This is a genomic window from Streptomyces sp. NRRL S-118, from assembly GCF_000716335.1.
GTDB lineage: Bacteria > Actinomycetota > Actinomycetes > Streptomycetales > Streptomycetaceae > Streptomyces.
This window is the reverse complement of record NZ_KL591004.1, coordinates 69,876-95,056: the sequence shown is the minus strand read 5'-3', so window position 1 is coordinate 95,056 and position 25,181 is coordinate 69,876. Positions and strand designations below refer to the sequence as shown.

25 protein-coding genes, 2 tRNA genes and 1 other RNA gene are annotated in these 25,181 nt (G+C 72.5%); 10 read left to right on the top strand and 18 right to left on the bottom strand.

Going from position 1 to position 25,181, the window contains the following annotated elements; translation table 11 throughout:
• Positions 1–64 precede the first annotated feature (64 nt).
• Positions 65–1,567: an MFS transporter gene (locus IH00_RS0109750; RefSeq protein WP_031071715.1), complete on the top strand. Its 1,503-nt coding sequence runs from the start codon at positions 65–67 to the stop codon at positions 1,565–1,567.
• Between the two features lie 31 nt (positions 1,568–1,598).
• On the top strand, positions 1,599–2,495 hold the full coding sequence (locus IH00_RS0109745; RefSeq protein WP_031071713.1) for a TetR/AcrR family transcriptional regulator: 897 nt from the start codon (positions 1,599–1,601) through the stop codon (positions 2,493–2,495).
• A gap of 143 nt (positions 2,496–2,638) precedes the next feature.
• Here IH00_RS0109745 and IH00_RS0109740 read toward each other — a convergent pair whose 3' ends face one another.
• The 3 genes from IH00_RS0109740 to IH00_RS0109730 all read right to left on the bottom strand — a co-directional run bounded on the left by IH00_RS0109740 (position 2,639) and on the right by IH00_RS0109730 (position 6,531).
• Positions 2,639–3,460: a YceI family protein gene (locus tag IH00_RS0109740; RefSeq protein ID WP_031071712.1), complete on the bottom strand. Its 822-nt coding sequence runs from the start codon at positions 3,458–3,460 to the stop codon at positions 2,639–2,641.
• A 96-nt stretch (positions 3,461–3,556) separates the two neighbouring features.
• Positions 3,557–6,049, bottom strand: a complete 2,493-nt coding sequence (locus tag IH00_RS0109735; RefSeq protein ID WP_031071710.1) for an MFS transporter — start codon at positions 6,047–6,049, stop codon at positions 3,557–3,559.
• A gap of 20 nt (positions 6,050–6,069) precedes the next feature.
• Positions 6,070–6,531 carry a MarR family winged helix-turn-helix transcriptional regulator gene (locus tag IH00_RS0109730; protein ID WP_031071709.1) on the bottom strand — a complete coding sequence of 154 codons (462 nt, stop codon included), beginning with the start codon at positions 6,529–6,531 and terminating at the stop codon, positions 6,070–6,072.
• 160 nt (positions 6,532–6,691) lie between these two features.
• Between IH00_RS0109730 and IH00_RS0109725 the strand changes: the two genes are divergently transcribed.
• Positions 6,692–6,901: a hypothetical protein gene (locus tag IH00_RS0109725; protein ID WP_031071706.1), complete on the top strand. Its 210-nt coding sequence runs from the start codon at positions 6,692–6,694 to the stop codon at positions 6,899–6,901.
• Positions 6,902–7,020: 119 nt separating this feature from the next.
• On the opposite strand, the gene IH00_RS0109720 is transcribed toward IH00_RS0109725, so the two are convergent.
• The 9 genes from IH00_RS0109720 to IH00_RS0109680 form a co-directional block, all read right to left on the bottom strand.
• Positions 7,021–7,827, bottom strand: coding sequence for a hypothetical protein (locus tag IH00_RS0109720; protein WP_063835344.1), 807 nt, complete (start codon positions 7,825–7,827; stop codon positions 7,021–7,023).
• A 49-nt stretch (positions 7,828–7,876) separates the two neighbouring features.
• A complete protein-coding gene (locus IH00_RS0109715; RefSeq protein ID WP_078887656.1) occupies positions 7,877–8,866 on the bottom strand; it encodes an RNA polymerase sigma factor SigF in 990 nt (329 codons plus the stop codon).
• A gap of 234 nt (positions 8,867–9,100) precedes the next feature.
• Positions 9,101–9,940, bottom strand: coding sequence for an RNA polymerase sigma factor SigF (locus IH00_RS0109710; protein WP_199819727.1), 840 nt, complete (start codon positions 9,938–9,940; stop codon positions 9,101–9,103).
• 186 nt (positions 9,941–10,126) lie between these two features.
• Positions 10,127–10,420 (bottom strand): Dabb family protein, encoded by a 294-nt coding sequence (locus IH00_RS0109705; protein ID WP_031071698.1) that lies wholly within the window; start codon positions 10,418–10,420, stop codon positions 10,127–10,129.
• A gap of 26 nt (positions 10,421–10,446) precedes the next feature.
• Complete coding sequence (locus tag IH00_RS43315) at positions 10,447–10,611, bottom strand: hypothetical protein (protein ID WP_199819726.1); 165 nt, start codon at positions 10,609–10,611, stop codon at positions 10,447–10,449.
• Positions 10,612–10,724: 113 nt separating this feature from the next.
• Positions 10,725–10,809 (bottom strand) — tRNA-Ser (locus tag IH00_RS0109695).
• Between the two features lie 112 nt (positions 10,810–10,921).
• Positions 10,922–11,350, bottom strand: coding sequence for a tRNA adenosine(34) deaminase TadA (tadA, locus tag IH00_RS0109690; protein ID WP_031071697.1), 429 nt, complete (start codon positions 11,348–11,350; stop codon positions 10,922–10,924).
• Positions 11,351–11,436: 86 nt separating this feature from the next.
• The gene (locus IH00_RS0109685; protein ID WP_031071694.1) at positions 11,437–11,967 is read right to left on the bottom strand and encodes a tRNA adenosine deaminase-associated protein; all 531 of its coding nucleotides are present in this window, start codon (positions 11,965–11,967) and stop codon (positions 11,437–11,439) included.
• 160 nt (positions 11,968–12,127) lie between these two features.
• Positions 12,128–12,364, bottom strand: a complete 237-nt coding sequence (locus IH00_RS0109680; RefSeq protein WP_031071692.1) for a hypothetical protein — start codon at positions 12,362–12,364, stop codon at positions 12,128–12,130.
• A 91-nt stretch (positions 12,365–12,455) separates the two neighbouring features.
• Here IH00_RS0109680 and upp point away from each other — a divergent pair, with 91 nt between their 5' ends.
• Positions 12,456–13,091 (top strand): uracil phosphoribosyltransferase, encoded by a 636-nt coding sequence (gene upp, locus IH00_RS0109675; RefSeq protein WP_031071690.1) that lies wholly within the window; start codon positions 12,456–12,458, stop codon positions 13,089–13,091.
• Positions 13,092–13,257: 166 nt separating this feature from the next.
• Here the strand turns inward: upp and IH00_RS0109670 are convergent, their stop codons facing one another.
• The 4 genes from IH00_RS0109670 to IH00_RS0109655 all read right to left on the bottom strand — a co-directional run bounded on the left by IH00_RS0109670 (position 13,258) and on the right by IH00_RS0109655 (position 16,885).
• Positions 13,258–13,884 carry a LytR C-terminal domain-containing protein gene (locus tag IH00_RS0109670; protein ID WP_078887655.1) on the bottom strand — a complete coding sequence of 209 codons (627 nt, stop codon included), beginning with the start codon at positions 13,882–13,884 and terminating at the stop codon, positions 13,258–13,260.
• 189 nt (positions 13,885–14,073) lie between these two features.
• Entirely contained in the window at positions 14,074–14,370 is a 297-nt protein-coding gene (locus tag IH00_RS0109665; protein WP_031071687.1) for a type II toxin-antitoxin system VapB family antitoxin, read from the bottom strand.
• A 166-nt stretch (positions 14,371–14,536) separates the two neighbouring features.
• Complete coding sequence (locus IH00_RS0109660) at positions 14,537–16,093, bottom strand: M28 family metallopeptidase (RefSeq protein ID WP_031071685.1); 1,557 nt, start codon at positions 16,091–16,093, stop codon at positions 14,537–14,539.
• Between the two features lie 138 nt (positions 16,094–16,231).
• Complete coding sequence (locus tag IH00_RS0109655) at positions 16,232–16,885, bottom strand: HhH-GPD-type base excision DNA repair protein (RefSeq protein WP_031071683.1); 654 nt, start codon at positions 16,883–16,885, stop codon at positions 16,232–16,234.
• A 324-nt stretch (positions 16,886–17,209) separates the two neighbouring features.
• Between IH00_RS0109655 and IH00_RS37190 the strand changes: the two genes are divergently transcribed.
• Together IH00_RS37190 and IH00_RS0109645 are read left to right on the top strand one after the other, a co-directional pair.
• Entirely contained in the window at positions 17,210–17,539 is a 330-nt protein-coding gene (locus tag IH00_RS37190) for a hypothetical protein (protein WP_031071681.1), read from the top strand.
• Positions 17,540–17,636: 97 nt separating this feature from the next.
• On the top strand, positions 17,637–18,623 hold the full coding sequence (locus IH00_RS0109645) for an aldo/keto reductase (protein WP_031071679.1): 987 nt from the start codon (positions 17,637–17,639) through the stop codon (positions 18,621–18,623).
• A 44-nt stretch (positions 18,624–18,667) separates the two neighbouring features.
• On the opposite strand, the gene IH00_RS0109640 is transcribed toward IH00_RS0109645, so the two are convergent.
• Complete coding sequence (locus IH00_RS0109640) at positions 18,668–19,081, bottom strand: YciI family protein (protein WP_031071677.1); 414 nt, start codon at positions 19,079–19,081, stop codon at positions 18,668–18,670.
• A 312-nt stretch (positions 19,082–19,393) separates the two neighbouring features.
• Between IH00_RS0109640 and IH00_RS0109635 the strand changes: the two genes are divergently transcribed.
• Positions 19,394–20,689 (top strand): LPXTG cell wall anchor domain-containing protein, encoded by a 1,296-nt coding sequence (locus IH00_RS0109635; protein WP_324615777.1) that lies wholly within the window; start codon positions 19,394–19,396, stop codon positions 20,687–20,689.
• A 351-nt stretch (positions 20,690–21,040) separates the two neighbouring features.
• On the opposite strand, the gene IH00_RS0109630 is transcribed toward IH00_RS0109635, so the two are convergent.
• A tRNA-Ser gene (locus IH00_RS0109630) sits at positions 21,041–21,128 on the bottom strand.
• A gap of 97 nt (positions 21,129–21,225) precedes the next feature.
• Here IH00_RS0109630 and ffs point away from each other — a divergent pair.
• From ffs to purD, 3 genes are all read left to right on the top strand, one after another.
• Positions 21,226–21,324, top strand: an RNA gene (gene ffs, locus IH00_RS39475) — signal recognition particle sRNA small type.
• 60 nt (positions 21,325–21,384) lie between these two features.
• Entirely contained in the window at positions 21,385–23,691 is a 2,307-nt protein-coding gene (locus tag IH00_RS0109625) for a DNA polymerase III subunit gamma and tau (protein ID WP_031071672.1), read from the top strand.
• A 61-nt stretch (positions 23,692–23,752) separates the two neighbouring features.
• Entirely contained in the window at positions 23,753–25,015 is a 1,263-nt protein-coding gene (purD, locus tag IH00_RS0109620; protein WP_031071670.1) for a phosphoribosylamine--glycine ligase, read from the top strand.
• The last annotated feature ends 166 nt before the right edge of the window (positions 25,016–25,181 follow it).

The following is a 25,181-nucleotide window of genomic DNA, read 5'->3' as shown; positions in this document are numbered from 1 at the left end:
CGTACGAGAACTCTTGTACGGTGTACGAGACCACGTCCCGTACACCGTACAAGGAGCTGCCCGCATGACGGCCACGAGCGCCGAGCACTCCACCACCGCCCCCGGATCGTCCGGCGGTGGCCACCCGCAGCGCTGGCTGATCCTGGGGGTCATCTGCCTCGCCCAGCTCACCGTGCTGCTCGACAACACCGTCCTCAACGTCGCCATCCCCTCCCTCACCGACGAGCTCGACGCCACGACGTCCGACGTGCAGTGGATGATCAACGCCTACTCGCTCGTCCAGTCCGGCCTGCTGCTCACCGCGGGCAACGCCGCCGACCGCTACGGGCGCAGGAAGATGCTGCTCATCGGGCTCGCCCTGTTCGGCGTCGGCTCGCTCGCCGCCGGCCTCGCCCAGAGCTCCGGGCAGTTGATCGCCGCGCGTGCGGGCATGGGCGTCGGCGGCGCGCTGCTGATGACCACCACCCTCGCCGTCGTCGTCCAGGTCTTCGACGACACCGAGCGGGTCAAGGCCATCGCCCTGTGGTCCACGGTCAGCTCGCTCGGCTTCGCCGCCGGACCGCTGCTCGGCGGCTTCATGCTCGACCACTTCTGGTGGGGCGCGATCTTCCTGATCAACATTCCCGTGGCGGTCATCGGTCTCGCCGCCGTCGCCGCGCTCGTACCCGAGTCCAAGCACAAGCAGGGCGACCGGCCGGACCTGCTCGGCGCGCTGCTGTCCACCATCGGTATGACCGCCGTGGTGTACGCGATCATCTCGGGCCCCGAGCACGGCTGGACGTCCGGCCAGGTGCTGGTCGCCGCCTCGGTCGGCGCGGTGGTCCTCGGCGCGTTCGCCCTGTGGGAGCTGCACACCCCGCACCCCATGCTGGACATGCACTTCTTCCGCAACCAGCGGTTCGTGGGGGCGGTCGCGGGCGCGATCCTGGTCGCCTTCGGCATGACCGGCTCGCTGTTCCTGCTGACGCAGCACCTGCAGTTCGTGCTCGGGTACGGGCCGCTGGACGCCGGCCTGCGCACGGCGCCGCTCGCGCTCACCGTCGTCGTCCTCAACCTGAGCGGGGTCGGCGCGCGGCTGCTGCCGAAGCTCGGTACGCCGTGGACCATCGCGCTCGGCATGGCCATGGTCGCGGCGGGCCTCGCCGCGATCGCCGTCCTGGGCGGGGCGCACGGCTACGGAGGCATGCTGCTCGGGCTGGTCGTCATGGGTGCGGGCGTCGCCCTGTCCATGCCGGCCATGGCCAACGCCATCATGAGCGCGATACCGCCGGAGAAGGCGGGCGTGGGCGCCGGCATCAACGGCACGCTCGCGGAGTTCGGCAACGGCCTGGGCGTCGCCGTCCTGGGAGCCGTGCTCAACTCCCGGTTCACCGCGCTGGTGTCCGTCTCCGCCGCCTCCCTCCCGGCGGCGCTCGCGGCGGCGGACGGCCCGGCCGACAGGGCCCGCATCGCGGAGGCCTTCGCCACCAGCCTGGAGACCAGCCAACTGGTGGGCGCGGCGGCGGTCCTGGCGGGCGGCCTGCTGGCGGCGCTGCTGCTCAGGCGTGCCGAGCGGACGCGGGCATAGCATCGGGGGCCAGGAACGAGGAGGAACCCCCATGGTGTCGGCAGGCGACCGCACGAAGCGCCCGGCGCACTCCAGCGTGTGGCTGGAGGGCGGGGGCCGGACTCCGCGGACCCGCAAGGCGGACCAGCCCTCGGGGCTCGACCGCGAGCGGATCACGGCGGCGGCGGTCAGGCTGCTCGACGCCGAGGGCCTGGCCAAGTTCTCGATGAGGCGGCTCGCGGCGGAGCTGAACGTCACGGCGATGTCGGTCTACTGGTACGTCGACACCAAGGACGATCTGCTGGAGCTCGCGATCGACGCGGTCTTCGGCGAGCTCACCCTGCCGGACCCGGGTCCGGTCCCGAACCCGAACACGGACCCGGTCTCGAACCCGAGCCCGGAAGGGGCCCCCGCGCCGGAGGGGGCACCGGCGCCGGACCCGGACCGGGAGCGGGACCCGGGTCCGGAAGCCGCCGCGGACTGGCGCGTCCAGCTGCGGGAGCTGGCCACCGGCTACCGGGCCCTGCTGGTGCGCCACCCGTGGGTCTCCCCGTTGATCGGCCGCTTCCTCAACATCGGCCCCCACGCGATGGCGTTCGCGCTGTGCGTGCAGCGCGTCATCGGCAACACGGGCCTGCCGGCCCATGGGCAGACAGGCGCCATGTCGGCGGTCTTCCAGTTCGTGTACGGGTTCGGCACCATCGAGGGCCACTTCATCCAGCGCTGCACGAGCGCGGGCCTGAGCCAGGACGAGTACTACCGCGAGGCGATGAGCGCCGTCCTGGCCCAGCCCGGCTACGAGCGGGACTTCCGGCGCGCCACTGAGCTGATGGCGGCGCGCGGCGGTGACACGGTGCAGGAGATGCGCGAGCGCGACTTCGACTTCGCGCTGGAGCTCCTGATCGCCGGCATCGAGGCGATGAAGCGCCGGGACGGCACGGCGGACTAGGCCTCTCCACGAAGTCCCGTCCACCCGCCCTGCCCGGCCCCGCACTGTCCTGCCCGGTCCCGTCCACCCGCCCTGCCCGGCCCCGTGCACCCGTCCGGCCCGGTCCCGTCCCGCAGTCGGTGACGCCGCTCTGCGGACCCGCTTCAGAGGGACGCGGGCAGTCCGTCGCCCTGCACCGCCTGGACGTCCAGCTCCACCTTGAGCGTCGTGCCGATCGCAGAGATCCCCGCCTGCACCACCTGGTTGTAGTGCATCGCGAAGTCGTCCCGCCGCAGCTCGGCCGTGGCGCGGAAGGCCGCCCGCGTCCCGCCCCACGGGTCCTGGCCGGTGCCCAGGTACGACAGGTCGAGGTCGACGTCCCGGCTGATGCCGTGGAGCGACAGCGTGCCGTGGACGGTCCAGCGGTCCGGGCCCGCGGGGGTCAGGCCGCGGCTGCGGTAGACGATCTCGGGGTACGCCTCCACGTCCAGGAAGTCCGGGGACTTCAGGTGCTTGTCGCGCAGGGCGTTGCCCGTGTCGATGGAGGCCGCCGCGATCACCGCCTCCACCCGGGACGACCCGAGGTCCGGGGCGATCCGGATGCGTCCGGCGAACTCGGTGAAGCGGCCGTGCACGCTGGAGATGCCCAGGTGCTGCGCCACCGCGCCCACCGACGAGTGCGCCGGGTCCAGGGTCCAGATCCCCGGGGGCGGGAGCTCCACGCCGCCCGCACGGGCGAGCACCACCGCGCCGAGTTCGGCCCGTCCGCCGGCCCCCACCAGCGCGGTGCGCGCGGCCGGGGCGTATCCGACGGCCGTGACGACCACCGTGTACGGGCCGGGCTCGAGCCGTGCACCGGAGGCGACGACCCCGTCGGGCCCGGCATCGGCCCGCAGCACCTGCGTGCCGGTCATGTCGGTCACCGTCACCACCGCGTGCTGGACCGCCCAGCCGTCGCGGGTGCGTACCTGTGCGTGCAGTGCCATGGGGTCCTTCTCCTCGTACGAAAGCGGGGCGGCAGGCCGTCCCCTGCCTGCCGCCCCTTCATCGGGTGCCTCCGCTCGGGGCACCCGAGCCGTGGGTCACTCGCCGGGGTGGGCGAGCTCGATGTCGTGGCCGTCCAGACCGTGGCCGGTCACGGTGAGCGCACCGGCCACCGGCGGGTAGCCGGTCGCGATGACGGTGTACTCGCCCGCGTTCAGGTCGGCGAAGCCGTACGCGCCGTCCTCGCCGGTCGTCACCGTGGCGACGACGTTCCCGGCCGCGTCGACGAGCGTGACGCGCGCGTCCGCCAGCGGGCGGCGCTCCGCCCCGGCCCGTACGGTGCCCTGGAGCCGGGCGCCCGCCTCCAGCGGGGCCTCGATCCGGGTGACGCCCTGACTGCCGATCTCCACCGGCAGGGCGAGCGGCCGGTAGCCGTCGGCGTTGACCGCGACGGTCACCGCGCCGGGCACGAGCTCGCCGAAGAGGAAGGTGCCGTCCTCCGCGGACGTGCCGCTGGCCAGCACATCACCCCGGACGTCCGTCACGATCACCATCGCGCCCGGGACCGGTGCCCCGCCCTCGGCGGCCCTCACCGCGCCGGCGAGCCCACTCGTACCGGAGAGCAGGATGTCGTGGTGCAGCGGCTCCTCGCCGACGACGATCGTGGACGCCTGCGGCTGGAAGCCGTCGGCGGAGGCGATCAGGACGTACGAGCCGGAACCCGGGGCGTCCAGCGCGTACCTGCCGTCGGCGTGGGGGACCGAGCGGCCCAGCTGCCGCCCGCCCAGCGAGATGAGGGTGACGGCGGCGCGGGCGACGGCCGCTCCATCGGCGGTGCGGACGGTGCCGCGGACGGCGGTGCCGGCCACGGTGCCGTTCGCGCTCCCGTTCACGGGGCCGTCCGGCAGCCCGGGAACCGTGTTCGGGGCCGGCTCGTCGACCGGTCCGGCGGACGCGGCAGCCGCGAACGCGGTCTCCGGTCCGGCCTTCGTCACGGCGTCCGGCCCGGCCTTCGTCGCGTTGCTCTTCAGCGCGACCTCCTTGATGAACAGAGTGACCAGGAAGGCGACCAGGGCGAAGGGCGCCGAGTAGAGGAAGACGTCCGCCACGCCGTGTCCGTACGCGCTCTCCATGACCGTGCGGATCGGGGCCGGCAGGGCGTCCATGTCGGGGATGCCGCCGCCGCCCGTGCCGCCGTGGCCGAGCGTCGCGCCCTTCGGGCCGAGCTCGGTGAGGCCGTCCTGGACGTAGTGGGTGACGCGGTTGGCCATGACGGCGCCCAGCGCCGAGACGCCGATCGCACCGCCCAGGGACCGGAAGAAGGTGACCACGGACGACGCGGAGCCCAGGTCCGCCGGGGCGACCTGGTTCTGCGTGCACAGGACGAGGTTCTGCATCATCATGCCGAGGCCCAGGCCCAGGACCGCCATGTAGAGCGCGATGTGCCAGTAGGCGGTGTCGTACCGGATGGTGCCCAGCAGGCCGAGGCCCCCCGTCACCAGCACGCCGCCGCTGACCAGCCAGGCCTTCCACCGGCCGGTCCTGGTGATGACGAAACCGGAGACGGTCGAGGAGACGAACAGGCCCGCGATCATGGGGATGGTCATGACGCCGGACATCGTCGGCGACTTGTCGCGCGCCAGCTGGAAGTACTGGCTGAAGAACACGGTGCCCGCGAACATCGCGACACCGACGAAGAGCGACGCGAGCGAGGCCAGCGTGATCGTGCGGTTGCGGAACAGCCGCAGCGGGATGATCGGCTCGCTCGCCTTCGACTCGACGAGCAGGAAGAGCGCGCCCAGCGCCACCGCGCCGCCGACCATGACGTACGTCTGCCACGACAGCCAGTCGTACTTGTCACCGGCGAAGGTGACCCAGATCAGCAGCAGCGAGACCGCGGCGCTGATGAGGAGGGCGCCCGCCCAGTCGACCTTGACCTGCCGCTTGACCACCGGCAGCTTCAGCGTCTTCTGGAGCACGACAAGCGCGATGATCGCGAACGGCACGCCGACGTAGAAGCACCAGCGCCAGCCCAGCCAGTCGGTGTCGGTGATCACGCCGCCGAGCAGCGGTCCGCCGACGGTGGCGACGGCGAAGGTCGCGCCGAGGTAGCCGCTGTAGCGGCCGCGCTCCCGCGGGGAGATCATCGCGGCCATGATGATCTGCGCGAGGGCGGTCAGTCCGCCCACGCCGATGCCCTGGACGACGCGGCAGGCGATGAGCATGCCGGTGTTCTGCGACAGACCGGCGACGACCGAGCCCGCCACGTAGATGACGAGGGCGAGCTGCACCAGCAGCTTCTTGGAGAAGAGGTCGGCGAGCTTGCCCCACAGCGGGGTGGTGGCGGTCATCGACAGCAGGGCGGCCGTCACGACCCAGGTGTAGGCGCTCTGACCGCCGCCGAGGTCGGAGATGATCTCCGGCAGGGCGTTGGAGACGATCGTCGACGACAGGATGGCGACGAACATGCCGAGCAGGAGCCCGGACAACGCCTCCATGATCTGCCGGTGCGTCATCGGCGCGCCGCCGCCACCGTCACGGGTCTTGGCGTGGTGGCCGCCCCGCACACCGGTCGGTGTGGTCGTAGACATGAACTTCCTTTACGTCTGGTCTATTGCGCGGGTGTACGGGTGGTGGCGTGGGCCCGGCAGTCCCCGAAGTCGCGACGGAGGCGGGCCAGCATCGCGTTGAGCTGTCCGACGTCGTCGTCGGACCAGTCCTTGAGGTGGTGGGCGAACAGGTCCGCCGACCGGCGGCCGAGGTCGTCGAGCAGGTCCTTGCCCGCCGGGGTCAGCCGCAGGATGCGCGAGCGCTTGTCGCCCGGGTCCGGCTGCCGCTCGATCAGGCCGCGCTCGGCGACGTGCGCCACATGCCGGCTGGTCACCGACATGTCGACGGCGAGCAGCTCGGCCAGCCGGCTCATCCGCATCTCGCCGTACCGGTCGAGCAGGGCCAGCACGGCGGTGGAGCCGGGCGGGCACTCGGCGGGCAGCAGCCGCGCGAGACCACGCTTGACGGCGCCGATGGCGCTCAGTTGCCGGGCCAGCTCTTCGTACTGACTCCGCTCGGCCATGGACACCCCCACGCATCTTGTTGCTTAGAGCAACCATAGAAGAGGTTGGTTGCTACAGGCAAACTAAAAACGGGCGAAGGTGACTAAAGACCTGGCAAAGGGGAGGTCAACCGGGACCGGAGGTGGGGCGGCGGGCCCGTGTTCGCTAGGGTCCTGCCCCATGGCACACAACCCCCATGCTCCGCAGGGTCCCGAGGGTAACTACGACCCGGCGGGCAGCACCCAGATGTTCCGCGCGTTCGTCGACGAGGGCGCGCCCGCGCGGCAGCAGCCGGCGGCGGCCCCGGCCCGCTCCCGGGCCGGCCTGATCGCCGGCGTGGTCGCGGTCGTCGTCATCGTCGCCGCCGTCGCCTGGCTCGCCCTCGCCTGAGCTGCACTTTCACGGGGACGCCGGGGCGGCCGGCCACCCGCGCGAGGTGAAGCCCTTCGGCTCCTCGCCTCCGCTCCACGGGCGCGGGCGGTCGTCCGCGCGGGGTGAACCCCTTCGCTTCACGCGCCCGCGTTCCAGTCGGCGGTGACGTCCCGGGTGTCGATGTGCATGCCCAGCGGCACCCGCCAGGCGTCCACGCACACCGTGTACGTCTCCCTCTTCGCGGCGCCGGCGGTGAGGGGCGCGGGCAGCGGCTGGGTCGACACGACCGTCGCCCAGTCGACGCCGAGCGCCCCGATGATGTGTGTGGCGAAGGTGACGGTGCCCGAACGCACCGGCGCGCCACCGGTGTTGCGGAACTCCACCGTGACCTTCTCGCACCAGCGGCGGTCCGTCGGCGTCCGTACGTGATCCCCGACGACGAGCGCGGCGGGGGCGGGCGGTGGCGGCCGGTCCGTCGGCGGCGTGGAGGGTGCGGGCGTGGAGGGCGTGGGCGTGCCGGGCGTCGGCCCACCGGGTACCGGCGTACCGGGCACGGGTCTGCCGGAGCCTGCGCCCGCAGGGTCCTCACCCGCGACGGAGCCCGGGCCCGACTCCGTACCGGATGTACCCGGAGGCGTGCCGCGACCGTGTGCCGCCCCCGTACCGGGCGTGCCCGCACCTGCGCCCGATGCGTTGCGCGCCCCCGGGCCGCCGCCGCTGCCGGCGGGGTCCGTGCCCGTGCGCCTGTCAGCCGCCGCACCGTCCAGGGGCACCAGGACCACCTCGCCGGAGGGCGGCACGGGTCCGGACGGGGCGCCGCCCGGCCGGGAGCCGACCGCTCCGACCGCCGCCCTGCCCTCACCGTCGCCACCACTGCCGCACGCGGTCAGCGCCCCGCCCACGCAGAGCGCCACCGCCGCACGTCCGAGCCACCTCGCGGTCATCGCGCAAGTGTGACTGATGATCCGTCAGCTATGAAGCCCTTCGCGGGGCTCAGTCGGAGATGAGGCCTTCCCGCAGCTGCGCCAGCGTCCGGGTCAGCAGCCGCGAGACGTGCATCTGCGAGATGCCGACCTCCTCGCCGATCTGCGACTGCGTCATGTTGGCGAAGAACCGCAGCATGATGATCTGGCGCTCGCGGGGCGGGAGTTTGGCCAGCAGGGGCTTGAGCGACTCGCGGTACTCCACCCCCTCCAGGGCGCTGTCCTCGTAGCCGAGGCGGTCCGCCAGCGACCCTTCGCCGCCGTCGTCCTCGGGCGAGGGCGAGTCCAGCGAGGACGCCGTGTACGCGTTGCCGACCGCGAGGCCGTCGACCACGTCCTCCTCGGACACGCCCAGCACGGCGGCCAGTTCGGGGACGGTGGGCGAGCGGTCGAGCTTCTGCGCCAGCTCGTCGCTGGCCTTGGTCAGCGCGAGGCGCAGCTCCTGGAGCCGGCGCGGGACGCGGACCGACCACGACGTGTCGCGGAAGAAGCGCTTGATCTCCCCGACGACCGTCGGCATCGCGAACGTCGGGAACTCCACGCCCCGTTCGCAGTCGAACCGGTCGATCGCCTTGATCAGGCCGATCGTGCCGACCTGGACGATGTCCTCCATCGGCTCGTTGCGGCTGCGGAAGCGGGCCGCGGCGTAGCGCACGAGCGGCAGGTTCAGCTCGATGAGCGTGTCGCGGACATACGTGCGTTCGGGGCTGTCCTGATCGAGTACGGCGAGCCGCTGGAACAGGGAGCGGGACAGCGTGCGGGTGTCGATGGCCGCCGAGGCGTCCGGGGCCGCCGGCGCGGTCGGCGGGGCGTCGGCGAGCGCGCCGGCCGCGCTGTCCATGGCCGTCGGCGCCGTCACGGGCGCCGGGAGCGTCACGAGCGCCGGTGCCGTCACGGACACCGGCGCGGTCATGGGTACCGGCCCGGTCATGGCCACCGGCGCGAGCTCGGACGCGGGCGTGAGCGTGAGCACCTTCGAGCTGCCCTGTTCTGCGGACATGCCACCCCCTTGAGGTCGCGGACGGTCGCGTGGGCCGCGACCATCGGAGGAACGCAGCCTCCACCTGAAATACCGGCGCCGAGACTGCGGCAAACGCGGTTCCAGCAGAATGTCACATGTCGGCAACACGCTGTAGTGACTTGTCGACAAGGAAGGGGGGAATCCGTGCAGGAAACAGGGGGTGTGCGGCTTTTGGTGCGCCCGAAGTGGGCTGTACGGGTCTACCCGATCCGGTTACGCCTCGATCCTGTTTGCGGATCTGAGCCGGGCGAAGCTGCGGGCCAGGAGCCTTGACACGTGCATCTGCGAGACGCCCAGTTCCTGGCTGATCTGGGACTGGGTCAGATTGCTGTAGTAGCGGAGCATCAGAATCCGCTGCTCCCGCTCGGGCAGTTGTACGAGCAGGTGCCGCACGAGGTCCCGGTGCTCGACGCCCGCCAGGGCGGGGTCCTCGTAGCCGAGCCGGTCGAGCAGCCCCGGCAGCCCGTCGCCCTCCTGTGCGGCCTCCAGGGAGGTGGCGTGGTACGAGCGTCCCGCCTCGATGCAGGACAGCACCTCCTCCTCGGAGATCTTCAGCCGCTCGGCGATCTCGGCGGTCGTGGGCGAGCGCCCGTGAGCCGTCGTCAGGTCCTCGGTCGCCCCGTTCACCTGCACCCACAGCTCGTGCAGTCGGCGCGGCACGTGGACGGTCCGCACGTTGTCGCGGAAGTACCGCTTGATCTCTCCTACGACGGTCGGCATGGCGAAGGTCGGGAACTGCACCCCCCGGTCCGGGTCGAACCGGTCGATCGCGTTGATCAGGCCGATGGTGCCGACCTGGACGACGTCCTCCATCGGCTCGTTGCGGGACCGGAAGCGGGCGGCGGCGTACCGCACCAGGGGGAGGTTCGCCTCGATGAGCGCCCCGCGCACCCGGTTGTGCTCCGGTGTGCCCGGCTGCAACCCCTTGAGCTGGGCGAAGAGGACCTGGGTGAGCGCCCGGGTGTCGGCGGCCCGCCCCTGCGGCTTGGCGCGGCCCTCGGACTCGTTCTGGGGCGGCACCTGTTGAGGCGTCGTACTGGCCGGCACGTCCACGCCACCCCTTCGCGATCAAGTACGGTCAACTGATGCGTCAAAAGCGGTCATAGCATCACAAGACATGTCCACTGTGTGCAAGCACCCGATAACGCCGTGTTGTCGTCCGCGACGCGGGCAAAACGACGAGCCCCGCACCGGGAACGACCGGTGCGGGGCTCGGGAAGCCGCGGGCGGAGGCGGGGCTCAGAACTCGTAGTCGGCGATCACCCAGGTGGCGAACTCGCGCCACCGGCCGGCGGCCGCCTGGTGGGCCGGGTGCTCGAGGTACCGCTTGAGGGCGTCCGTGTCCTGGACGGCGGAGTTGATGGCGTAGTCGTACGCGATCGGCCGGTCGGTGATGTTCCAGGCGCACTCCCAGAACGTCAGCTCCGGGATGATCCCGCCGAGCTCCTCGAACGCCTTCACGGCCTCGACGACGCGCGGCTCGTCGCGCCGTACACCTTCGTTGAGCTTGAAGAGGACCAAGTGGCGGATCACAGCGGACTCCTCGGTGCTTCGAATGCCTAGTTGACCAGCTCGGTCATGAACGCGCCGACGCCCTGAGCGGCGCTCGAAATGCCCTCGAACCCTACCTGCACGAGGTCGGCGGCCCGGTCCGGGGAGTTGATGATCGTGTACAGCACGAAGACGACGACGACATAGAGCGTGACCTTCTTCGCTTGCACCATCGGCCCGGACTCCCCGTTCTCCCCTGTGATCCCCTGGGCGGTCGCGTGAGTCTAACCGAGGGCATGGCGAAGGGCCCCGGCGCGTCGGTGTGCCGGGGCCCTTCACGGAAGAGCGGTAGCGGAGGGATTTGAACCCTCGGTGACTTGCGCCACACTCGCTTTCGAGGCGAGCTCCTTCGGCCGCTCGGACACGCTACCGAGAGAGAGCTTAGCCCAAAGGTGCCGCTTCGCTGAAATCGATGGCCGACGCCGCCGCCGAAGCACGCCGGCGTCCCCGTCCCCGGCCCGTCCCCGGTCCGTTCCGGCCGGGTCAGCGCTCGCGGAAGAAGCGTGTCAGCAGCGCCGAGCACTCCTCCGCCAGTACCCCGTGCACCACTTCCGGGCGGTGGTTGAGCCGCCGGTCCCGTACGAGGTCCCACAGCGAGCCCACGGCACCGGCCTTCTCGTCCAGCGCCCCGAACACCAGCCGCTCCACCCGCGACTGCACGAGCGCGCCGGCACACATCACGCACGGTTCCAGCGTGACGACCAGTGTGCAGCCGGACAGCCGCCACGCCCCGAGCCGCTCGGCCGCCCGGCGCAGCGCCAGCACCTCGGCGTGCGCGGTCGGATCGCCGGTCGCCTCGCGCTCGTTGTGCCCGGCGGCGATCTCCGTGCCGTCGGGTGCCAGCACGACCGCGCCGACCGGCACGTCACCGGCCAGCGCGGCGCGCTCGGCCTCCTCCATGGCCCGGCGCATCGGCGCGCGCCATGGATCCCGTACCGGATCGGGTACGGAACCGGGTACGGGATCGACGGGGGCGGACAAGGGATGTACGGGTCGCACTAGCGGACGGTCTCCAGCACCTCCGCGGCGCCGAGCGCGTCCGCGATCTCGCTGAGCGCGTCGGTGTCCAGAGCCAGCAGCTCCTTCTCCGACAGGCCCAGGTCGTCCAGGATCAGCCGGTCGCCGACCGGTTCGGCGGGCACGGCTTCGGCCGCCACCTCCGCGTCCTCCTCCTCGTCGTCCTCGGCCGGTTCGCCGTCCTCGGTGCCGTCGAGGTCCAGCGCGTCCAGGTCGGCGGTGTCGTCGTCCAGGTCGTCGCCGAGCAGTTCCTTGATGAGCATCTCCCCGTACGAGGAGCGGGCGGCGGCCGCGCCGTCCGAGATGTAGATGCGAGGGTCGTCCTCACCCTCCACGCGGACGATGCCGAACCATGCGTCTTCCTGCTCGATGAAGACGAGCACTGTGTCGTCGTCGACCGAGGCCTCGCGGGCGAGCTCGGTCAGGTCCGACAAGGTCTCCACATCGTCGAGCTCTGTGTCGCTCGCTTCCCACCCGTCTTCGGTGCGCGCGAGCAGTGCGGCGAAGTACACCGTGACTCTCCCACTGATCAGAGGTGTGACGATCGGGCGGCATGCTCCTGAATGCCCCGCCCACTCGGCATCGTGGCAGATGCGAGGGCTTCAGGAGAGGTGTTCCGCTCTTGCGTCGTGCACCAGTCTGAGCCCGATTCGCCGTCCATGTCACCAGGCATCACCAGCGGAAGGTCCGCATCCGCATCGCCTGGCGCATCCTGGCGGCCCTGGCGCGGCGCGGCTGGACGCGGTCGCGCAGGGCCTTGGCCTCGTTCAGCTCGCGGAGGAACTGGGCGCGGCGCCGGCGGCGCTCGGCGTCCGTCTCCGGCGCGTCCGGCGTGGACCGTTCGCGCCGCTGGCGGCCGTCCGGGGTATCCGGGGCATCCCGGGCGTTCGGGCGTTCCGGGTCGGGCATCGCGACCACCACCCCCAGGTGAATCCGTCCTGACCTCCCCACCTTCCCTCCAGGGGCGGGGTTGATGCCAGTGCGGGCTACTGTTGAGGACATGCGGATCCACGTCGTCGACCACCCGCTGGTGGCGCACAAACTCACCACTCTGCGCGACAAGCGCACCGACTCCCCGACCTTCCGGCGGCTCGCCGACGAGCTGGTCACCCTGCTCGCGTACGAGGCCACCCGGGACGTGCGCACCGAGCAGGTCGACATCGAGACCCCCGTGACCGGGACGACCGGCGTGAAGCTGTCGAGCCCGAAGCCGCTGGTGGTGCCGATCCTGCGGGCCGGCCTGGGCATGCTCGACGGCATGGTGCGGCTGCTGCCGACCGCCGAGGTGGGCTTCCTCGGCATGATCCGCAATGAGGAGACGCTGGAGGCGTCCACCTACGCCACGCGGATGCCGGAGGACCTCTCCGGCCGCCAGGTGTACGTGCTGGACCCGATGCTGGCCACGGGCGGCACGCTGGTCGCCGCGATCCGGGAGCTGATCGAGCGCGGTGCCGACGACGTCACGGCGGTCGTGCTGCTGGCGGCGCCGGAGGGCGTCGAGGTGATGGAGCGCGAGCTGGCGGGCACGCCGGTCACCGTCGTCACGGCCTCGGTGGACGAGCGCCTCAACGAGCACGGATACATCGTCCCGGGCCTCGGCGACGCGGGCGACCGCATGTACGGCACCGCCGAATGAGCCGCGGCTGACACCCCGCCCGGGCCCCGGCCCGGGTTGCGGCCCGGGCCGGGTTTCCGGCCCGGGCTTCTGTTTCGGCTCCTGCCCGGGCGGGCTCACGCTCCGGGACCCTGCCGGATCCGCCCGGATCAGGAAGGCCCCGGAAGAAGGGCCCGGAAGGCGGGCGCTAGCAGCCGGAAGGCGTCGGGGCGGGCTTGGAGAGGGCCGTCAGGGCCGCGGTCGCGTCCTTCGGGGCGGCCAGGCTCTTGAACGCCGTGCCGATGATGAAGTCCACGTCCGCCGTCTGGCGGGTGTCCGTCTTGAGCACGGCCCCCTTGAGCTGCGTACCGAGGACCGGGAAGGCGCCCCTGGTGGCGTCGGCGGCCCCCAGCAGGAGGGCGGCCCCGGGCACCTTCTTGTCGTACGTGACGGGCGCGTTGCCCACCTTTCCGATGGCGAAGCCCCGCTTCTTCAGCTCGTCGGCGGTCGACTTGGCGAGGCCCGCGCGCGGGGTCGCGTTGTAGACGTTCACCGTGATCTGGGCGGGCTGGAGCGGGGCGTGGACGACCGCGGGGGCCTTGCGCGGCTTGCAGCCGGGGCCGGCGGCCGTGGTGCGTTTGCCGCCGGCCGTACCGCCCCCGCCGAAGACGTCGATGAGCTGCAGTGTCCCCCAGCCGGCCAGGCCGAGGGCGACCACTGCGGCGAGCGCCGCGAGCACGATCCGGCGGCGGCGACGGGGGCGGCGCATGCGCGGGTAGGCGTTACCCGTGATGCGGTACTTTCCGCCCATACCCGGGGGAGTGAGCATGCTCATGGGCGCAGCGTAATGCGGCCCCGTGACTATGCCTACTAAACGATCAATCCAGGGGGCCGGATGGGTGGGAATGCCCCCGAAAGGCTGAGCGGAGCGGCTGTGCCGTGCCGACGCGGGGCGCCGGTCGGCCCGGACCGCCCGGGCGTACGGGGGGTGCCGGTCGCGTCCGGTCGTACGGCGGCGGCGGTGTCAGTCGAGTTCGAGCACGCGGGCGTGCAGGACCTGCCGCTGCTGGAGGGCCGCGCGCACGGCGCGGTGCAGTCCGTCCTCGAGGTAGAGATCGCCCTGCCACTTCACGACGTGCGCGAAGAGGTCGCCGTAGAACGTCGAGTCCTCGGCGAGGAGGGTCTCCAGATCCAGCTGGCCCTTGGTGGTCACGAGCTGATCGAGGCGGACCGGGCGCGGCGCGACGTCCGCCCACTCCCGGGTGCTTTCCCGGCCGTGGTCGGGATACGGCCGCCCGTTACCGATGCGCTTGAAGATCACACGGAAAGCCTACCGGGCGACCGGCGCCGGGCGCAGCCACGCGGCGCCGATGTGGTGGCGGAGAATCGGTACGGAACGGGACAGGACGGCGGGCACGCCGCGGGAGTGGGGCTCCCGCGGCGTGCCCGCCGTGTGCCGTGCGGTGTGTCGGTGACCGGCTGCCCGGTTACTCCGTCACCTCGTGGCCGTGGTCCTCGTGCAGACCGCCGCCGCTGCCCGCGTCGCCCTCCGTCGGGACGAACTCGACCGGCTTGCGCAGCGAGCTGAGGTCGTGGGCGTAGGTGCCGACGCCGTTGGCGATGACGTCGATGTTCGCGTCGAACGCCGTCATGTCGATGTTCTTGATGTCGTCGCACTTGGCGTGGTAGCACGCGTCGTACGCGACCCCGGCCGTGCCGCCAAACTTCTCGGCCTGCTGGGCGGTCTTGATGCCCTCGGCGCCGGTGAACGTACCGCCGGAGGGGATGCCGACCGCGATGAACGGGCCGTAGTCGGAGCGGCCGGTGAAGTCGGTCCCCTCGTGCGGACGGCCCTGCTTGTCCATGAACGTGGTGATGTCGCGCTCGATCTGCGCCGAGCCGGTGGGGCCGGCGGGAGCACCGACGCCGTCGGAGTTGTCGCCGTCGTAGACGAACAACCCGTAGTTCGGCGAGGCGATCATGTCGAAGTTCAGGTAGAGCTTGATCTCCTTGCGGTCCAGCTCGCTGAGCTGGTCGACGTAGTGCTCGGAGCCGAGCAGGCCGTTCTCCTCCGCCGACCACCAGGCGAAGCGCACCTTGTTGGTGGTCCTGTCCTTCTCCTTGGACTTGGCGAACTTCAGCGCGACGTCGAGCAGGCCGGCGGAGCCGGAGCCGTTGTCGTTGATGCCGGGGCCGGCGGTCACCGAGTCGAGGTGGGAGCCGAGCATCACGGTGTTGGCGGCGTTGCCGCGCTGCGTCTCCGCGATGACGTTGTTGGTGGAGCGGGTCTCGCGGAGCTGGCGGATCTCGAAGTTCACCTCGACCGGGCCGGCCGCCAGGTCGGCGGCGAGCTTCTCGCCGTCCGCCTTGCTGATGCCGCCGGTCGGGATCTTGCCGAGCGCCGGGTCGCCGAGGGTGCCGGACAGGGCGCCGTCGGTGTTGTTGTAGATGATCGCGCCGATGGCGCCCGCCGCGGCGGCCTGGGCCTGCTTGTCGGCGAAGGCGCAGCCACCGCGCTTGATCAGGGCGATCTTGCCGGTGAAGGTGCCGGTCGCGTAGTCCGTGGGCTCGCAGCCGGGCGTCGCGTCGTCGGCCGGGGCCGGCACGGCGGCCACCTGCGCCTTGACGCCGCCGACCGGCGTCGAGGCGGTGTACGTCATCGCCTTGATGTCGACGGTGCGGGGTGCGGGGGAGACGACCGCGAGCTTCTCGGCCTGGGTCTCCGTGTAGACGAAGTCGAACTTCTGGTACTCGACCTGGTAACCGGCCTTCTTGAGCTGCTGGTACACGTACGCCGCGGAGGCGTCGTGCCCGAGCGAGCCGGCCGCGCGGTGACCGCCGGCCGAGTCGGCTATCTGCTGGAACTTCTGCAGGTGCTTGTAGGCGTCCTTGGCGGACGCCTCGCGGACCAGCTTCTTGGACAGCTTGGCGGCGTCCTTGGCGGCGCCGGCGCCCGCGTCGGGCGTGAGGCGGCCGGCGGAAGCGGGGGATGCGGAAGCCAGCAGGAGCGGGGTCGCGAGTGCGGCTGCGGCCAGGGTGGCCACGGCTCTGCGAGGGGATGCGGTCACAGAGGTCCTTCCCGGTGCGAACGAGGTTGAAGGGAAGCTAGCGATCTACCCACCGTCTGTGAACAGATGTGCCGCAACTCACGCAATATTCCGTACGATTCATCGCGGAACCTGTCACTCCGTGGGAGAACTTTTCGACGCCTTACCGGATTTGGTCCGCTTCGTCGTCCCGGCGGCCTTCGCCGGCGCGGCCGCCGCCTTGGCCGCGCGCTTGGCCTCCTGCTTGTACGAGCGGACCTTGGCGAGCGACTCCGGTCCGGTGATGTCGGCCGCCGAGCGGTACGACCCGGCCTCGCCGTACGGGCCCGCGGCTTCCCGCCACCCCTCGGGCCGCACGCCGTACTGCTTGCCCAGCAGGGCCAGGAAGATCTGCGCCTTCTGCTTGCCGAACCCGGGCAGCGCGAGGAGCCGGTCGAGCAGCTCCCCGCCGGTGGCGGCGTCCGTCCAGACGGCGCTGGCGTCACCGCCGTACTCCTCCACCAGGTACTGGCACAGCTGCTGCACCCGCTTGGCCATCGAACCGGGGTAGCGGTGCACCGCCGGCTTGGCGGTCAGCAGGGCGACGAACTCCTCCGGGTCGTAGGCGGCGATCTCGTGCGCGTCGAGGTCGTCGCTGCCCAGCCGCCGGGCGATCGTGTACGGACCGGTGAACGCCCACTCCATGGGCACCTGCTGGTCGAGCAGCATCCCGACGAGGGCGGCGAGAGGGCTGCGGGCCAGCAGTGCGTCGGCCTCCGGCTGCTGGGCGAGGCGGATCGTGGTCGTCATGGCCCGATGATCGCGCCCCCGCGTGTCGGCCGCACGCGGGGTCCGGCTTCCGGGCGAGCGCCCCGGCGCCGCGCCCGCGGACCCCGGCGGCGCCCCGGCGGGCGCGCGGGCCCGGCCCGCCGCACGGTCGCCCGACCGGTCGGGCCACCGGTCAGGACCGGTAGTACGTCAGGCACACCTGCCGGTCGCCGTCGCGACGGGGCTCGGCGCACACCTCGGCTCGCGGCTCGTCGGACGGCTCGGGAGCCGGCCGACGGCCACCGGGGGCTGCTGATCGCCGACGCCGGCTGCGTACCGCTGACGCGGCTCGCGGACGAGCCGGGCGTGTACGCGGTCCTGCTGCCGGGGCTGGCCGTCGTGTCGTTCGGCATCGGCGCGGTCTTCGTCACGGCCACGACCACGGCCACGGCCCTGGTCGGGCACGACGAAGCCGGCCTGGCGTCGGGAGTCGTCAACACCTTCCACGAGGTGGGCGGTTCGGTCGGCGTCGCGGTCGTGTCGACCGTCGCGGCGGCGGGCATCGAGAGCGGCACGGCCGGGGGCTTCTCGACCGCGTTCACCGTCTGCGCGGTCGCGGGCGCCGCCGGCGCGGCTGTCGCCCTCGCCCTCGTACCGCGGGCGAAGCCGCACATGTCCGGCCCCCACGCGCACTGAACCCGGGCCGGGAAGGCTTGACTTGGAGAGCGCCCCAGGAACGAGACTCCCTCGTGCCGCCCGCGACCGGCGGGCCGTACGAGGGGGACGACTCCGCATGCGCTACCGCACCATCGGCACCGATCCCGCCACCCGCCGCGAGGTGAGCGTCCTCAGCCTGGGCGCCATGCTCTTCGGCACGACGACGGACGAGGCGACGGCGTTCGCCCTCCTCGACCGGTACGTCGAGGCGGGCGGGACCTTCATCGACACGTCCGACAACTACGCGTTCTGGGTCGACGGCACCCAGGGCGGCGAGAGCGAGACCGTGCTCGGGCGCTGGCGGCGCAGCCGGGGCGTCGGCGACGAGATCACCATCGCCACCAAGCTCGGCGGCCGCCCGGCCGCCCCCGGCGGCGGCTTCGACGCACCCCGGGACGGCCTGTCCGCCAAGGCGGTCCGGGAAGCCTCCGAGCGCAGCCGCGAGCGACTCGGCATGGAGAAGCTCGACCTGCTGTACGCGCACATCGACGACCCCGCCGTTCCGCTCCAGGAGACGGTCGAGGCCTTCGCGGGACTCGTCGCCGACGGCGCCGTCGGGCTGCTGGGCGTCTCCAACCACTGGGTGTGGAAGGTGGAGCGGGCCCGTGCCCTGGCGGCGGCGGCCGGTCTGCCCGGCTACGAGGTGCTGCAGTACCACCACACTTACCTGCGCCGCCGCACCGACGTACCGGGCCGGTGGTCCCCGGACGGCGACGTCGGCGTGACGGACGGTCAGCTCCTCGGCTACCTGCGCTCCGAGCCGGACCTGACGCTGGTCGCCTACAGCCCGCTCCTGTCGGGCGGGTACGTACGGGAGGACAGGCGGCAGGACCGGTCCCTGGATCACGCGGGCACGCCGGCGCGGCTGGCGGCGCTGCGCGAGGTGGCCGCCGAGACCGGGGCGACGGTCAACCAGGTGGTGCTGGCCTGGATGATCGACGCCGGTGTGCCGTCGATCCCGCTCGTCGGGGCGTCGTCGGTGGCGCAGCTGGACGAAAGCCTGGCGGCCGTCGACCTGGAACTGACGCCGGACCAGCGGTCCCGGCTGGACGCGGCGCACTGAGGTCCGCCCGCCCGCCTGCCTGCCTGCCTTCCGGGCCGTACGGGTCACATGTCGTCGGCGCTGTCCATGATGGGCCGGATGACGACCGGGTAGTCGGGCGAGCCGGCGGGCACCGGGCACTGCGCGATGCGGGCGGCGATCGCGGTGACCCGGTCCAGGCTGTCGCAGTCGAGCACCCAGTAACCGGCGAGCAGCACTTCGGTCTCGCCGTACGGGTTGTCGGTGATCACGGGCCGGCCGTCCTCGCCGGCGGTGACGAACCTGGTCCGGGCCGGTGCGGCGAGGCCCTGGGCGTCCACCATCTCGCCGGAGGTGGTGAGGTCGTCGTTGACCCGCTGCATGAAGGCGTACATCGCCTGCACGTCGTCCTCGTTCCAGGCGGGGCTGTCCGCGGACGCCCTGCCCTTCATCGCGTCGTAGTCGGCCTGTGTGCCCTGCACCATGACCAGGTACTTCATGACGTCGCTCCTCGGATGCGGTGGCGCCCCCTCCCGCCACTGTGACCCATCTCTATGACATGAGTCACAGAGAAAACACGGAAACTGTGGGCAACTGCGACCGATGCCCTCCTATGTCGGCTCCCGAGGGCCCGCGCCGCCCGAGCCACCGCGGCAATACCGCTTCCCCCGCCTTTATCACGGTCATACGATCACGACCGCCGGTCGCGCTGCGTGAGCGCCACCCCGCCGCGACGGCTCCCATTCTTTCGGACCCAGAAAAGGGCTCTTGTGAAGATCCGCCGCACTCTCGCAACGGCTGTCGCCGCTGCCGTGACGACGCCCGTCGTGATGTTGTCCGTCACCCCCGCGTACGCCGACGCCCAGCCGGCGGCGTCGCAGAGCAAGCTCTCCGGGACGTCGACGGCGTCGAACGCACCGAAGGCCTCGATCGAGGAGCTGGAGAAGGCCGCCGCCGCGGCGCAGAAGGCGTACGACGACGCCGTCGCCGCCGAGAAGGCCGCCTACACCGCCATGGACGCGGCGTTCTCCGACGAGGCGCCGCACGCCGTGGCCTCCAGGGCGGCGAAGAAGGCCGCCGCCGACGCCGCCGCCGCGACGACCGCGGCCGAGCAGGCGCTCACCGCCGCCGAGGCCGAGCTGGCCGCCCTGCCGGCCGAGGCCACGGAGGAGCAGAAGGCCGCCGCGCAGAAGGCCGTGGACGACGCCGAGGCCGCGCTCGGGACCGCGAAGGCCGCCCAGGCCGACGCCGACGCGAAGGCCACGGCCGCCGCAACGGCGGCCGACGACGCCCGTGTCGCCGCCGCCCGGAAGTACGAGCAGGCGAGGCAGGCCACCGCCGACGCCCTGAAGGCCAAGCAGGCCGCCGACAAGGCCCTCGCCGACGCGAAGGCGGAGGAGGGCGACGAGGACGAGGACGGCGACGAGGACGACGCCTGGGAGGACTGCGTCGATGAGCCGCAGCTGACCTCCGTGGTGAACGGCCTGCCGTCCAAGGTCGTCGCCGGTACGACGGTGAGCTTCTCGCTGCGCGTGACGAACGGCAGCGACAAGACCCTGGACGACGTCTACCCGTTCGTCGCGGTCTACGCGGTGGACAAGTCGGGCTACAACTCGCTCGACGACCTGCTGACCGTCCAGTGGTCCACGGCCGCCTCCCCGAAGTGGCAGGTCCTCGGCGAGGAGGAGTACATCGACTCCCTCGGCACGCTGAAGGCCGGCGCCCACGCGGACGTGAAGCTCCGCCTGTCGGTCGACGCCAAGGCCCCGGCCGGTGCGGGCGTCGCCTTCGTCGCGGGTGACTACCTGAACGAGGACGGCACCTGCGGCGGCAGCCCGGAGCTCCAGGAGTACACGTTCGAGATCGCCGCCGCGGGCACCAAGCCGGGCAAGGTCGAGGACGCCAAGCCGAGCGGCACCACGCCCCACACGCCGGGTACGGCCCCGCAGGGCACGGCCGGCCGGACGGTGTCCGCGACGGGCACCCTCGCGAACACCGGCTCGTCCTCCGCCGTGCCGCAGATCGCCCTCGCGGGCGGGGTGGCGGTGGCGCTGGGCGCGGGCGCGATGTTCGTCGTACGCCGCCGCAAGGCCGACGCGAACGGCTGAGCCGCCGCCGGCCGCGAGCGGCCCGGCGCCGCCGCGACGCGATGACCCCCGGCGGGGGGCCGGGACCACCCGGCTCCCCGCCGCTGTCATGTGCGGCACGTACCCGCGCACGCCGCCGGACGTACGGACCCGCTGTCGGGGTCCGGCGCCGGGCGGGTGCCGGGCGATCAGGGCAACCAGGCCTTGCTCGCGCGGGGAGGCGGTCCTGACCTCGTGCGCGCGGCCCGGCCTGCACCGGCGTGACTCCGCGGACGCGGGAGAGCGTGAGGACAAGGACGACGAGATCCGAGGAACGTCGAAGGGCCCCACCGCGAACGGTGGGGCCCTTCGACATCGTGCCCGGTGAGGCACTGGCGGAGGATACGAGATTCGAACTCGTGAGGGGTTGCCCCCAACACGCTTTCCAAGCGTGCGCCCTAGGCCTCTAGGCGAATCCTCCGCCGCAAACAATACAAGACGTTGAGGAGTGCTCGCGAACCCTCTTCCGGAGGGCCTCCGGGGGTGGACCACCGGCCCCTGGAATCGGGTAGGCTGTCTGAAGCCCCTCACGTGGCGCTATCTGACTGAACTCCCCCAGGGCCGGAAGGCAGCAAGGGTAGGTCGGCTCTGGCGGGTGCGTGGGGGGCGCTTGCGTTCCGGGCCCGGGCCTTCGCAGGCCGGGCCGGTTGTCGGCGGGGCCCGATATCGTCGTAAGGGTGTCGTCCCTTGCGCTGTACCGCCGCTATCGTCCCGAGTCCTTCGCCGAGGTCATCGGGCAGGAGCATGTCACCGACCCGCTGCAGCAGGCCCTGCGGAACAACCGCGTCAACCACGCGTACCTGTTCAGCGGGCCGCGGGGCTGCGGGAAGACGACCAGTGCGCGCATCCTCGCCCGCTGCCTGAACTGCGAGCAGGGCCCCACGCCCACGCCCTGCGGGGAGTGCCAGTCCTGTCGCGACCTCGCGCGGAACGGACCGGGCTCGATCGACGTCATCGAGATCGACGCCGCCTCGCACGGTGGCGTGGACGATGCCCGTGACCTGCGCGAAAAGGCGTTCTTCGGCCCGGCGAGCAGCCGGTACAAGATCTACATCATCGATGAGGCGCACATGGTCACCTCGGCGGGCTTCAACGCCCTGCTGAAGGTGGTCGAGGAGCCGCCGGAGCACCTCAAGTTCATCTTCGCGACGACCGAGCCCGAGAAGGTCATCGGGACGATCCGCTCCCGGACGCACCACTACCCCTTCCGGCTGGTGCCGCCCGGGACCCTGAGGGACTACCTGGCCGAGGTGTGCGAGCGGGAGAGGATCCCCGTCGCGGACGGCGTGCTGCCGCTCGTCGTGCGCGCGGGGGCCGGGTCGGTGCGTGACTCGATGTCCGTCATGGACCAGCTCCTCGCCGGCGCGACCGAGGAGGGTGTGACATATGCCATGGCCACGGCCCTCCTCGGGTACACGGACGGCTCCCTCCTGGACGCGGTCGTGGACGCCTTCGCCTCCGGCGACGGCGCGGCGGCGTTCGAGGTCGTGGACCGGGTCGTCGAGGGCGGCAACGACCCCAGACGTTTCGTCGCCGACCTCCTCGAGCGGCTGCGCGACCTGGTGATCCTGGCCGCCGTTCGGGACGCCGCCGAGAAGGGGCTCATCGACGGGCCCGCCGATGTGGTCGAGCGCATGCAGGCGCAGGCGTCCGTGTTCGGGGCCGCCGAGCTCAGCCGCGCCGCGGACATCGTGAACACCGGCCTGACCGAGATGCGCGGGGCGACGTCGCCGCGGCTCCAGCTCGAGCTGATCTGCGCGCGCGTGCTGCTGCCGGCCGCGTTCGCCGACGAGCGCTCGATGATGGCGCGCCTCGACCGACTGGAGCGGGGCTCGGTCGTGCAGGGCGCCTCCTTCCAGGCGACCGGCCCGGGGCCCGCCATGGGGTACGTGCCCGGGCCCGAGGCCCACGCGCAGATGCCGCCCGCGGCCCACGCCGCACCGGTGCCCTCGGGAGGCGGGCCCGCCGCCGCCCGCGCGGCGGTACGGGGCACGGGCGCCGAGGAGCCCGCCACCGCTCCCGCCGCCCCGCAGCCGCCCGTGCCCGCCGCGCCGCCCGCTCCTGCCGCGGCCCCTCCGCATGCCCCGGCCACCCCGCCCGCGGCGCCCTCCTCCGCACCCGCGCCCGCCGCCACGGGGGAGGCGCGACCGGGGGCGTGGCCCACCGCCACGGCGCCCGGCTCCCAGGAGATCGGCAGCCGGCCCGGCGCGTGGCCCACCGCGTCCGCGCCGGGCTCCCAGGGCGAGGCCCGCCGCCCCGGTGGCTGGCCCACCGCCCAGGCGCCCGGATCCGGTCCGGCGCCCGCGGCCGCGTCCGGTGCGGCGTCGGCGCCCCAGGCCCCGCCGGCGGCCGTCCCTCAGGCAGCCGCGCCCGCACCCGGCATGGCCCAGGGCGCGGGCCAGGTGCGCACCATGTGGCCCGACATCCTGGAGGCGGTCAAGAACCGCCGCCGCTTCACCTGGATCCTGCTGAGCCAGAACGCGCAGGTGGCGGGGTTCGACGGTGCCACCCTCCAGCTCGGCTTCCTCAACGCCGGAGCGCGCGACAACTTCGCGAGCAGCGGCAGCGAGGAAGTGCTCAAGCAGGCGCTCGCCGAGCAGTTCAACGTCCACTGGAAGATCGAGGCGATCATCGACCCGTCGGGCGGCTCCGCGCCCCCGGCGCCCTCCGGCGGCGGCTACGGCGGCGGCTACGGCGGCCGCCCGGCCCAGCAGCCCGCGCCGCAGGCCGCTCCCCGCCCCGTGCAGCAGGCACCGCAGGCCGCGGGGGGCCAGGGGCCGGGTGGCATGCCGCCGTCGGCCGCGGGGCCGTCGGCGCCTGCCGAGCCCCGGCGGTCCGCCCCCGCAGCCCCGCAGCCGGTGGCGCCCGAGGACGACATGCCGGAGGACGACGACCCCGACCTCGTCGACTCGGCGCTCTCCGGTCACGACCTGATCGTCCGCGAGCTCGGGGCGACCGTGGTGGAGGAATATACGAACGAGTAGGAGGGGCGTCCTCGGCATCCCGCACAAGGGGCACCCCTCCCCGCGGGCTACCCTGGCTGGCGTGAAGGTCCTCGTCATCGGCGGCGGCGCCCGCGAACACGCCCTGTGCCGCTCCCTCTCCCTCGATCCCGACGTCACCGCTCTGCACTGCGCGCCCGGCAACGCCGGAATCGCGGAGGTCGCCGAGCTCCACCAGGTCGACGCCCTCGACGGCGCGGCCGTGGCCCGCCTGGCCGCCGAGCTGGAGGCCGGTCTGGTCGTCGTCGGCCCGGAGGCGCCGCTCGTCGCCGGTGTCGCCGACGCCGTACGGGCGGCCGGCATCCCCTGCTTCGGCCCCTCCCGGGAGGCCGCACAGCTGGAGGGCTCCAAGGCGTTCGCCAAGGACGTGATGGCGGCGGCGGGCGTGCCCACGGCCCGTTCGTACGTCTGCACCACGCCCGAGGAGATCGACACGGCGCTCGACGCCTTCGGCGCTCCGTACGTCGTCAAGGACGACGGCCTGGCGGCGGGCAAGGGCGTCGTCGTCACCGACGACATCGAGCAGGCCCGTGCGCACGCGCGCTCCTGCGACCGCGTGGTCATCGAGGAGTACCTGGACGGCCCCGAGGTCTCCCTGTTCGCGATCACCGACGGCACCACCGTCCTGCCGCTCACCCCCGCGCAGGACTTCAAGCGCGCCCTGGACGGCGACGAGGGCCCGAACACCGGCGGCATGGGCGCGTACTCGCCGCTGCCGTGGGCCGACCCCAAGCTGGTGGACGAGGTCATGGCGACCGTCCTGCAGCCGACCGTCGACGAACTGCGCCGCCGCGGTACGCCGTTCTCCGGCCTGCTGTACGCGGGTCTCGCGATCACTTCGCGCGGCGTCCGGGTCATCGAGTTCAACGCGCGCTTCGGCGACCCCGAGACGCAGGTCGTGCTGGCCCGCCTCCGGACGCCGCTCGCGGGCGTCCTGCTGAACGCCGCCAAGGGCACCCTGGACGCCGAGCCGCCGCTGAACTGGCGGGACGAGGCCGCCGTCACCGTGGTCGTCGCCGCGCACAACTACCCCGGTACGCCGCGTACGGGCGATGTGATCGAGGGCCTGGACGAGGTCGCGGCGCAGGACGCGCCGCACGCGTACGTGCTGCACGCCGGGACCCGGCGGGACGGGGACGCGGTGGTCAGCGCCGGTGGCCGGGTGCTGTCGGTGACCGCGACGGGGAAGGACCTCGCACAGGCGCGCGAGCGGGCGTACGCGGCGGTCGGCCGCATCCGGCTGGCGGGCGCGCAGCACCGCACGGACATCGCTCACAAGGCCGCCGCCCCCGTGGCCGGGGAGTGAAACCCGCGAAGCCCTGAACCGTCTTCACCTTTACCCAAAGCCATTCCATCGAGTGACGGCTGGGCCATCCGGATGACGCCTGCCGACGCCCCAACTAGGGTGCCGCGCAGGCGTTCCGGCACTTGGCCCACCGGCATTGCGGTGTCAGTGGCGGGTGCCACAGTGG